Here is an 8,814-nt window from a genome sequence, read left to right on the forward strand (position 1 = left end):
GCCCACAGGTGTGCCTGTGGGCTCGCGGCGCGCCTGACCCGCGCTTGCCGGGAAAGCTGCCACGCTGAATTGTCATGAGCTCCCGTAACGCCCTCGTGCGCCGGACCTCCGGGTCACGCGGTGCCGGGGAGGCCACCGCACCGCCGTCCGGGCACGGTCACGAACCGCCCTGGTGGTCGCTGTCGCCCGAGCGGGCGCGGACCCTGCTGCTGGTCGCGGCCAGGCCGACGATCTGCGCGCTGGCGGCGACGATCCTGCTCGTCCTGGTGGTCATGCTGACCACCGGCACCGACCTGACCAGCGCGCCCGGCGCGGTCGCCGCGACCTGGCTTGCCGCCCATCAGATTCCGCTCACCGTCGGCCGGACCACGCTCGGCCTGCTGCCGCTGGTCCCGACCGCGATTCTGGTCTTGGTGGCGGCCCGCGAATGCGCGCGGGCGGTGCCCAATCGGCCGACCCCGATCGAGCTGGGCTGGCTCACCGGCGCGGTTCTGGCCGGTCCGCTGCTGATGACCGCCGTCTGCCTGGCCGTCACCGGTGACGCCGCCGGTGTCACCCCGCTCGAACCGCCGGGCCCGGTCACCGCGTTCGGCTGGGTGATCGTGCTGTATCTCGGTGCGGCCGCGGGCGGAATCGCCGGTAGGGCCTGGTCTTCGCTGTGCGCGCTCGTTCCGGTCGAGATCCCCGAATGGGCCGTGCTCGGTGCCCGCGCCGCCCGTCGGACCGTGGTGCGGATGCTCGGCTGTGCCGCGCTGGCCACCGCCGTGTCGTTCTTCACGCACCTCGCGCGCCTCGACGGTGCCTACAACCAGGCGCACAACTTCACCGACGTCCTCGGTATGACGTTGCTGTCGCTGCTCTACCTGCCCAATGTGGTGATCGCCGCGGCGGGTCTGCTGACCGGCGCCGCCGTGCAGTTCGGCACGGGCTCGGTCGGGCTGTTCGGGGTCACCGCGGGCCAGGTGCCCGCCGTGCCCGCGCTGATCCCGCTGCCGGAGGGGCCGTCCGCGGCCTGGTGGCCGGTGCTGCTGCTGGTGCCGATCGCGGTGGGTGTGCTCGCCGGCATCGAGCTCGGCCGCACCAGCGACGACCGGCCCGGCGCACCGTGGGCGACGCTCACCTCCGCCGCGCTGTCCACGCTGACGTTCCTCGCGCTCGCGATCCTCGGCGGCGGACAACTCGGCGCCGTCGGCTGGGTCGGAGTCGACCTGCTGATGCTGGTCGTGCTGATGGTCACCTGGTTCGGCTTCGGCGGCTTCGTCGGCATGGTCTTCGCCCGCCGCTTTCTCGCCCCCACCGCACCGGTCGACGACTACGACGACCACATCGACGACTACGACGACTACGACGACTATGACGATTACGACGACGAGGACGACTACTACTACGACGACGACGAGGACGAGGACGAAACCGAGGACTACGACGACGATCCCGCCGTCGAACTCGACGCCGAACTGGTCACCGACATCGACGACGACGTCGAGGTGAGCATCGCCGCCCCCGGTTCCGCGGCACCGCCCGCCGACGACATCGTCGACGCCGAGGTGGTCGAGCCGGACCTGCCGGAAGGTGACGAGACCACCGGTCGTTAAGCTCGACCCGGCGGTATCGCCGATCGCCGCCACCCGACCCACACGCAGGAGTAGAGCGCTGACGTCCTCGTTTGCCCAGTGGAAGCCCGCAGGGACACCGGCCACCGTCGTCGTCCTCGCCTCGGGCACCGGCTCGCTGCTGAACGCGCTGCTTGCCGCCGCGCGCGAGCCCGGGTACCCCGCCAAGATCGTCGCGGTCGGCGTCGACCGGGTGTGCCAGGCGACCGAGTACGCCGAGGCCGCCGGTATCGAGCACTTCCGCGTCGCGGTGAAAGACTTCCCCGACCGCTCCGCCTGGGACCTCGCGCTGACCGAGGCCGTCGATGCCTTCCAGCCCGATCTGGTCGTCTCCGCGGGCTTCATGAAGATCGTCGGCCCCGCGTTCCTGGAGCGTTTCGGCGGCCGGTTCATCAACACCCACCCCGCGCTGCTGCCGTCGTTCCCCGGCGCGCACGGTGTGCGTGACGCGCTCGCCTACGGCGCCAAGGTCACCGGTTGCACGGTGCACCTGGTCGACGGCGGGGTCGACACCGGCCCGATCCTCGCGCAGGAGGCGGTCGAGGTGCTGCCCGGCGACGACGAGGCCGCCCTGCACGAGCGCATCAAGGTTGTCGAGCGACGGTTGCTGGCGGAGGTCATCGCCGCTGTCGCGACGCGAGGCATTGTCTCCGACGGACGAAAGGCAGAAATTCCAGATGAGCGAGCACGCCGGTGAGTGAACGTAAGGCGATCCGCAGGGCGCTGGTGAGCGTCTACGACAAGACCGGGCTCGTCGAGCTGGCCACCGGACTGCACGCCGCCGGCGTGGAGCTGGTGTCGACCGGTTCGACCGCGGGCAAGATCGCCGAGGCGGGCATTCCGGTCACCAAGGTCGAGGACCTGACCGGTTTCCCGGAGACCCTCGACGGTCGCGTCAAGACGCTGCACCCCCGCGTGCACGCGGGCATCCTGGCCGACACCCGCCGCGCCGAGCACGTGGAGCAGCTCGTCGAGCTCGGTGTCGAGGCGTTCCAGCTGGTCGTGGTGAACCTGTACCCGTTCACCCAGACCGTGGCCAGCGGCGCGAGCATCGACGAGTGCGTCGAGCAGATCGACATCGGCGGTCCGTCGATGGTGCGTGCCGCCGCCAAGAACCACCCGTCGGTCGGTGTGGTCGTCGACGTCACCGACTACGACGACGTGCTCGCCGCGGTGAAGTCCGGCGGGTTCACCCTCGCCGAGCGGACCGGGCTGGCCGCCAAGGCCTTCCAGCACACCGCGAGCTACGACGTCGCCGTCGCGAGCTGGATGGGCTCGGTCGCCGTGCCCGCCGTGCAGCCCGAGACCGAGCAGTTCCCCGGCTGGGTCGCCGGTTCGTGGGAGCGGTCCGCGGTGCTGCGCTACGGCGAGAACCCGCACCAGGCCGCCGCGCTGTACACCAGCAACGACGGCACCGTCGGCATCGCGCAGGCCGAGCAGTTGCACGGCAAGGAGATGTCGTACAACAACTACACCGACGGTGACGCCGCCTGGCGCGCCGCCTACGACTTCGACGAGCCCGCCGTCGCGGTGATCAAGCACGCCAACCCGTGCGGCATCGCCGTCGGCGCCGACATCGCCGAGGCGCACCGCAAGGCCCACGCCACCGACCCGGTCAGCGCCTACGGCGGCGTGATCGCGGCCAACCGCGAGGTCAGCGTCGAGATGGCCGAGCAGGTCGCCGAGATCTTCACCGAGGTGATCGTCGCCCCCGGCTACGCGCCGGGCGCGGTGGATGTGCTGCAGCGCAAGAAGAATGTGCGCGTGCTGGTCGCCGAGCCGCCGCGCCGCAAGGGTGTGGAACTGCGTCCGATCAGCGGCGGTGCGCTGCTACAGGACCGCGACATCCTCGACGCCGCGGGCGACGACCCGGCCAACTGGACCCTCGCCGCGGGCGATCCGGCCGACGCCACCACCCTGGCCGACCTCGAATTCGCTTGGCGCGCTTGCCGTGCCGTGAAGTCGAACGCGATCCTGCTGGCCGACGACGGCGCCGCCGTCGGTGTCGGCATGGGTCAGGTCAACCGCGTCGACTCCTGCAAGCTCGCCGTCGAGCGCGCGGGGGAGCGGGCCAAGGGTTCCGTCGCCGCCTCCGACGCGTTCTTCCCGTTCTCCGACGGTCCCCAGATCCTGGTCGCCGCCGGCGTGCGCGCGATCGTGCACCCGGGTGGCTCGATCCGCGACAAGGACACCGTCGAGCTGTGCCGCGAAGCCGGGGTCACCCTGTACCTGACCGGAGCGCGCCACTTCGCGCACTGAGTCACGTCGACCTGAACGGGTGCCGCGCCGAATCCTCGGTGCGGCACCCGTTTTCGTTATCCCGCGTCGACGACCTGACGGTCCCCCAGTGGCGATGTCAGGGTGATCTCCATGGTGCCGAAGACGGCGTTCATGGTGCACATCTTGCCGACGGCATCGGCGCGGGTGCCCGCGCGCAGTGCGACCGAGACGGCCGTTGCGGACTCGGTGACGGTGGCGTCGACGCCGAAGCACTCCGGGTTACCGGTCTGGAAGTTGACGCCGATCATGTTGTCGCCCAGGCGAGTCCAGGACGTGAAGGTCAGTGGGTGCGCGTCGACGATGGTGGGATCGGGCGTGAATCGGTGGCCGAGGCTCGCGTTGCCGTCTTCCGGGCGCGCGCTGGCGGTCGTCGAATCGGGTTGGGGCGCAGCGTCATCGGAGCTCGAGCAGGCCGTGAGTGGGCTGAGCAGCACGGCCATGGCGGCCGCGGCGGCGGTGAAACGCGACGTCGTTCGCATGTCGAGAGCCTAGTCGGCGTAGTGCACGCGCACGTGCGGCCGTGTGCGGCATTCTAAACGCGACAGTCCCCACAGTGAACTTTCCGCGAACCCTGCGCGTAACTCGCCCATTTCGGCTCGGCGGGGACTACATTCGCTTGCGATGCGCCGCCGTGGCATACGGCGAGCATCGTTGAAGTTGGATGCTCTGCAACTGGATCTTCGAAAGGACGAACGTGGGCGACACGCTGCGCGTAGGCGAAGAACTGGGACTGGGACAGTCCCTGACCGGCGGTGCGTACACCCTGGCCTTGCAGCCAGATGGCAACCTTGTGGTGACCGAGCCCGACGGCAACGTCGTGTGGGCCGCCCAGACTCATGGACAGGACGTGCAGCGCGCGGTCCTGCAGGACGACGGCAACTTCGTCCTCTACAAGGGCGACGGTTCGGCCGCCTGGTCGACCGAGACCAACGGCAAGAACGTCGAGAAGCTGGTCATCCAGCCCGACCGCAACGTCGTGCTCTACGGCACCGACGGTTCGGTCGCGTGGGCCACGGCCACCAACACCGACAACCCGCTGCCTGCCCCCGAGCCGGAGCCGGTCGCCGCCGCCCCGATCGCCGAAGAGGTCCCGCCGCCGCCGGCCGCGCAGACCTACACGGTCGAGCCGGGCGACACCCTGTGGGCCATCTCCGAGCGTTTCTACGGCGACGGCAACCGCTACCACGAGATCGCGTCGGCCAGCGGTATCGACAACCCGGATCTGATCAACGCGGGCCAGGTTCTCACCATCCCGTGATGACGTAAGTCGCAGCGTTCATCGCCTGCACAACGAAAGTGGCCCCGAGGCAACAGCTTCGGGGCCACTTTTGGGTGACGGCTACTTGGTGGTGGTGAAGGGCAGCAGCGCCATCTCGCGCGCGTTCTTCACCGCGACGGCGACCTGACGCTGCTGCTGCGGGGTCAGACCGGTGACGCGACGGCTGCGGATCTTGCCGCGATCGGAAATGAAGGTGCGCAGCAGGTTGACGTCTTTGTAGTCGACGACTTCGATGCCCGCGGCGATCAACGGATTCTTCTTCGGCTTACGGCCCTGCTCGGCGCGTGCCTTCTTGGACGGTGCTCGCTTCACTGCCATGCGATGTTCCTTCTCACGAGATCAGTGGGTGTCTACCAGCTCGATTTGTGGACCCCAGGGAGCTCGCCCCGGTGGGCCATCTCGCGCACACGAACACGGGAGAGGCCGAACTTCCGGAGATGGCCGCGTGGCCGGCCATCGGCTGCATCCCGATTGCGCAATCGTACCGGACTGGCGTCGCGGGGCTGGTTGCGCAGTTCGGCCTGCGCGGCGGCCCGCTCGGCCTCGCCGGTGCCCGGCTTGCGGATGAGCTCCTTGAGCTCGGCGCGCCGGGCGGCGTAGCGCTCGACGATCGCGCGGCGCTGCTCGTTTCGGGCGATCTTGGACTTCTTCGCCATCAGCGCTCCTCGCGGAAGTCGACGTGCTTGCGCACGACGGGGTCGTATTTGCGCAGGACCAGCCGGTCGGGGTCGTTGCGGCGGTTCTTGCGGGTGACATAGGTGAAGCCGGTCCCCGCGGTGGACTTGAGTTTGACGATGGGCCGGATATCGGTCGACTTCGAGGCCATGAGTGCTCCTAGATCTTGTCGCCCCGGGAGCGGATCCGGGCCACCACGGCCTCGATCCCGTCCCGGTCGATGGTCTTGATGCCCTTGGCGGAGACCGTCAGCGTGATGCGGCGGCCCTCGCTGGGCAGGTAGTAGGTCTTGCGCTGGATGTTGGGGTTCCAGCGCCGGTTGGTGCGCCGGTGCGAGTGTGAGACGGCTTTTCCGAAGCCGGGCTTGCGACCGGTGACCTGGCAGTGGGCCGACATGCGACCTCCCTCCATGGGTATGACAACCATTTTCGACAACAGGTATTCCGCACTGTACCGTTGCGCTAAGGTAAATGAAAATCGTTATCGAAAGGGGATCCGGGTGCTGGACCAGACCGACCGGAGAACGCCCGTCGTGCTGCTCGCCGGCTTCTCCGGACCTGCCATGACCGGCGTCGAGCACATCGCGGCGACACTGAGCGAGGACGCGGGCACCGTGGTCGTGCACCACGACCTCGCCGAACTGCGCGAAGGCGTCGTACGCCGCACGGTGCGCACCGCGGGCACCGTCACGACCACCGTGCTCGAGCTCGCGCACGGTTGTGTGTCGTGCACGCTGCGGGCCGATCTGCTGCCGATGCTGTGCACACTCGCCGCCCGCGACCATGTGCGCCGCATCGTGCTCGCGCTCGACCCGGCCATCGAGGCCGAGGCGCTGTGCCACGCGATCGACACGGTCGAGGTGACCGGGGTGGCCGATCGGGTGGACGGGCCTGCGGGCCGGAACGTGCGGATCGAGGCCACGCTGACCTGCCTGGACGGGCAGCAGTGGCTCGCCGACGCCACCGGCGACGAGGCGCTGGCCGATCGCGGGCTCGCCGCGGCCGACGACGAGCGGACCGTCGCCCAGGTCGCTGTCGGCCAGGTCGACTTCGCCGACGCGCTCGTGGTGCTGACCACGGGTGTCGACGCGCTCGACCGCGAGCGGCTGCACGCCGTGCTGGACAGGATGGCACCCGCGGCGCCGGTGGCCTGGCTGGACGAACTCCCCGCCTTCGACGCGATGGAGATCGGCGCCCTGCTGACCGGGATTCCCGCCGACGCGCGCCGCGGCCGGATCTTCGACGCCCACGCGCCGCTGCTGCGTGGTCAGCCGCCGCTGACCACCGACTGCGGTGTCGCGCTCATCGAGTTCGCCGCGCGCAGGCCGTTCCATCCGGCCCGGCTGCACGAGGCGCTCGACGTGCTGTTCGACGGTGTGGTCACCGCGCGCGGCCGGATCTGGCTGGCCACCCAGCCGGATCAGGTGGTCTGGCTAGAGTCGGCGGGCGGTGGCCTGCGGGTCGGCGGCGCCGGTCGCTGGCTGGCGGCGATGGGCGCCGAGGAGCGGGCGGCCGCTGACCCGGACCGCAGGGCGATGGCCGCGCTGCGCTGGGACGAGCGGTTCGGTGACCGCGACGTGTCGCTGGTGATCCTGGCACACGATGCCGACCCCGCCGAGATCCGCCACGCCCTGCACTGGGCGCTGGTCGAGGACGACGAGCTGCTGCTGGTCGACCGTGCGCCGGAGCGAGTCGCGTTGTGGGAGGACCCCTTCGGCGACTGGCACGAAGACCCCTGCGCCGATTCCGCCGAGGCGTCGGCCGCGGCGAGCGAGCACATCAACCCGAGAGGAGAAACAGCATGAAAGCGGGCATCCACCCCGACTACCACCCCGTGGTGTTCGAGGATTCGAGCACCGGCAAGCGGTTCCTGACCCGGTCGACCTCGACCAGCGACCGCGGCGTCGAATGGACCGACGGCAAGACGTATCCGCTGCTGATGGTCGACGTCACCTCGGATTCGCATCCGTTCTGGACCGGCACCCATCGCAACCTCGATACCCAGGGCCGGGTGGAGAAGTTCGAGCGCAAATACGGAAAGCGTTCGCGCGCAGGAAAGGAGGGCTGACCCGTGGCTGTCCCGAAGCGCAGGATGTCGCGTTCCAACACCCGCAGCAGGCGTTCGCAGTGGAAGGCCGCTGTTCCACAGTTGGTCCCGGTCACGGTGGGTGGCGTCGAGTACCAGGTGCCACGTCGTATCGTTGGTGCCGTGCGGAAGGGTTTGATCGATCCCTCGCGGATCTGAGTCCGTCCGCACATCGGAGTTCGAGAGCGGTTCGGAGGGGACAACCCGGATCGGGATCGGGCAACGACAACGGCCTGCCGGTTTCGCCGGCAGGCCGTTGTGTTTTCGGCAGGTTCAGCCTTCGCGCTCGGACAGCTCGACCAGCGCCGCGGCCAGCTGGAAGAACTTGTTGCTACCCAGGTCGGCGATGGTCTTGATCTTCAGCGCGTCGAGCAGCTGCTTGTCGTGCGCGTCGGTGAGGCCGGCCAGCGCCGACGGCGGCGCGGCGAGGATTTCCTTCAGCGTCTTGTTCTCGAATTCCTTGTCGAGAACTTTGTCGAGCACCACGTTGACGGCCATACGAACTCCTTCGAACGAACCTTGGATGTGCTGGGCGAGACGAATGCGCCCTGGCCGACGATAACCCGCTGGCAGGCGGTGTGGGGGTGGAACGCGCCGTCGACGGCCTGTTCTTCGCCCCCTGCTGTCCAGGGGTCTTACTTGGCGGCGGTCATGCCTGCTCAGAGGCTCGTGCTGGGGTCGATGGCAATCGTCCGGTTAACGGTGTGGCGCATGCCACTTGGCGCGGATGCGCTCGGAGGCTTGCTGGTCGATTGCCGGAATGGCCATTACCAACTTTTGGTTTGTTTTGTGGCACAAGAAAATTCCCGGACGACTGATGCGGAGTCCTTGGCGGGTATGTACTCTCGTGCGGGAGGGCGGGTTCTCCGGTTAAGGAGAACC

Annotated in this window: 13 protein-coding genes; 7 read left to right on the top strand and 6 right to left on the bottom strand. The window is 69.0% G+C overall.

The features are described from left to right. Nucleotides 1-74 precede the first annotated feature (74 nt). Genes ACFWF2_RS32940 through purH form a run of 3 tightly spaced genes read left to right on the top strand, consistent with a single transcriptional unit; the run spans nucleotide 75 to nucleotide 3,872 of the window. Nucleotides 75-1,595, top strand: a complete 1,521-nt coding sequence (locus ACFWF2_RS32940) for a DUF6350 family protein (protein WP_379311387.1) — start codon at nucleotides 75-77, stop codon at nucleotides 1,593-1,595. A gap of 58 nt (nucleotides 1,596-1,653) precedes the next feature. After that, complete coding sequence (gene purN, locus ACFWF2_RS32945) at nucleotides 1,654-2,310, top strand: phosphoribosylglycinamide formyltransferase (protein WP_379311397.1); 657 nt, start codon at nucleotides 1,654-1,656, stop codon at nucleotides 2,308-2,310. Then, nucleotides 2,307-3,872, top strand: a complete 1,566-nt coding sequence (gene purH / locus ACFWF2_RS32950) for a bifunctional phosphoribosylaminoimidazolecarboxamide formyltransferase/IMP cyclohydrolase (RefSeq protein WP_379311388.1) — start codon at nucleotides 2,307-2,309, stop codon at nucleotides 3,870-3,872. The genes purN and purH overlap by 4 nt, the downstream gene beginning before the upstream one ends. A 56-nt stretch (nucleotides 3,873-3,928) precedes the next feature. Here the strand turns inward: purH and ACFWF2_RS32955 are convergent, their stop codons facing one another. Continuing rightward, a complete protein-coding gene (locus ACFWF2_RS32955; protein WP_379311389.1) occupies nucleotides 3,929-4,372 on the bottom strand; it encodes a hypothetical protein in 444 nt (147 codons plus the stop codon). Between the two features lie 215 nt (nucleotides 4,373-4,587). Between ACFWF2_RS32955 and ACFWF2_RS32960 the strand changes: the two genes are divergently transcribed. Further along, nucleotides 4,588-5,151, top strand: coding sequence for a LysM peptidoglycan-binding domain-containing protein (locus ACFWF2_RS32960; RefSeq protein ID WP_379311390.1), 564 nt, complete (start codon nucleotides 4,588-4,590; stop codon nucleotides 5,149-5,151). An 81-nt stretch (nucleotides 5,152-5,232) separates the two neighbouring features. Here ACFWF2_RS32960 and rpsR read toward each other — a convergent pair whose 3' ends face one another. From rpsR to rpmB, 4 genes are read right to left on the bottom strand one after another with little or no spacing between them, the layout of a single operon-like run. After that, a complete protein-coding gene (rpsR, locus tag ACFWF2_RS32965; protein WP_189025862.1) occupies nucleotides 5,233-5,490 on the bottom strand; it encodes a 30S ribosomal protein S18 in 258 nt (85 codons plus the stop codon). Nucleotides 5,491-5,522: 32 nt separating this feature from the next. Continuing rightward, the gene (gene rpsN / locus ACFWF2_RS32970; RefSeq protein ID WP_379311391.1) at nucleotides 5,523-5,828 is read right to left on the bottom strand and encodes a 30S ribosomal protein S14; all 306 of its coding nucleotides are present in this window, start codon (nucleotides 5,826-5,828) and stop codon (nucleotides 5,523-5,525) included. Next, entirely contained in the window at nucleotides 5,828-5,998 is a 171-nt protein-coding gene (rpmG, locus tag ACFWF2_RS32975) for a 50S ribosomal protein L33 (RefSeq protein WP_068914580.1), read from the bottom strand. Before rpmG ends, rpsN begins: the two co-directional genes overlap by 1 nt. Before the next feature lie 8 nt (nucleotides 5,999-6,006). Beyond that, nucleotides 6,007-6,243, bottom strand: a complete 237-nt coding sequence (rpmB, locus tag ACFWF2_RS32980) for a 50S ribosomal protein L28 (protein ID WP_379311392.1) — start codon at nucleotides 6,241-6,243, stop codon at nucleotides 6,007-6,009. A gap of 103 nt (nucleotides 6,244-6,346) precedes the next feature. Here rpmB and mrf point away from each other — a divergent pair, with 103 nt between their 5' ends. From mrf to rpmF, 3 genes are read left to right on the top strand one after another with little or no spacing between them, the layout of a single operon-like run. Next, entirely contained in the window at nucleotides 6,347-7,651 is a 1,305-nt protein-coding gene (gene mrf / locus ACFWF2_RS32985) for a ribosome hibernation factor-recruiting GTPase MRF (RefSeq protein ID WP_379311393.1), read from the top strand. Continuing rightward, nucleotides 7,648-7,914: a type B 50S ribosomal protein L31 gene (locus ACFWF2_RS32990; protein ID WP_379311394.1), complete on the top strand. Its 267-nt coding sequence runs from the start codon at nucleotides 7,648-7,650 to the stop codon at nucleotides 7,912-7,914. Before mrf ends, ACFWF2_RS32990 begins: the two co-directional genes overlap by 4 nt. 3 nt (nucleotides 7,915-7,917) lie before the next feature. Then, complete coding sequence (gene rpmF / locus ACFWF2_RS32995; protein ID WP_379311395.1) at nucleotides 7,918-8,091, top strand: 50S ribosomal protein L32; 174 nt, start codon at nucleotides 7,918-7,920, stop codon at nucleotides 8,089-8,091. 114 nt (nucleotides 8,092-8,205) lie between these two features. Here the strand turns inward: rpmF and ACFWF2_RS33000 are convergent, their stop codons facing one another. Continuing rightward, the gene (locus ACFWF2_RS33000) at nucleotides 8,206-8,430 is read right to left on the bottom strand and encodes a hypothetical protein (RefSeq protein WP_379311396.1); all 225 of its coding nucleotides are present in this window, start codon (nucleotides 8,428-8,430) and stop codon (nucleotides 8,206-8,208) included. Between the last annotated feature and the right edge of the window lie 384 nt (nucleotides 8,431-8,814).

The sequence above is a fragment of the Nocardia sp. NPDC060259 genome (genome assembly GCF_042728775.1).
GTDB lineage: Bacteria > Actinomycetota > Actinomycetes > Mycobacteriales > Mycobacteriaceae > Nocardia.

What these genes read in the sequence shown, in the direction of transcription:
- ACFWF2_RS32940 (WP_379311387.1), top strand. Translation starts at nt 75, where the DNA reads ATGAGCTCCCGTAACGCCCTCGTGCGCCGGACCTCCGGGTCACGCGGT.
- ACFWF2_RS33000 (WP_379311396.1), bottom strand. Translation starts at nt 8,430, where the DNA reads ATGGCCGTCAACGTGGTGCTCGACAAAGTTCTCGACAAGGAATTCGAG.
- rpmG (WP_068914580.1), bottom strand. Translation starts at nt 5,998, where the DNA reads ATGGCCTCGAAGTCGACCGATATCCGGCCCATCGTCAAACTCAAGTCC.
- ACFWF2_RS32990 (WP_379311394.1), top strand. Translation starts at nt 7,648, where the DNA reads ATGAAAGCGGGCATCCACCCCGACTACCACCCCGTGGTGTTCGAGGAT.
- rpsN (WP_379311391.1), bottom strand. Translation starts at nt 5,828, where the DNA reads ATGGCGAAGAAGTCCAAGATCGCCCGAAACGAGCAGCGCCGCGCGATC.
- ACFWF2_RS32955 (WP_379311389.1), bottom strand. Translation starts at nt 4,372, where the DNA reads ATGCGAACGACGTCGCGTTTCACCGCCGCCGCGGCCGCCATGGCCGTG.
- rpmB (WP_379311392.1), bottom strand. Translation starts at nt 6,243, where the DNA reads ATGTCGGCCCACTGCCAGGTCACCGGTCGCAAGCCCGGCTTCGGAAAA.
- rpsR (WP_189025862.1), bottom strand. Translation starts at nt 5,490, where the DNA reads ATGGCAGTGAAGCGAGCACCGTCCAAGAAGGCACGCGCCGAGCAGGGC.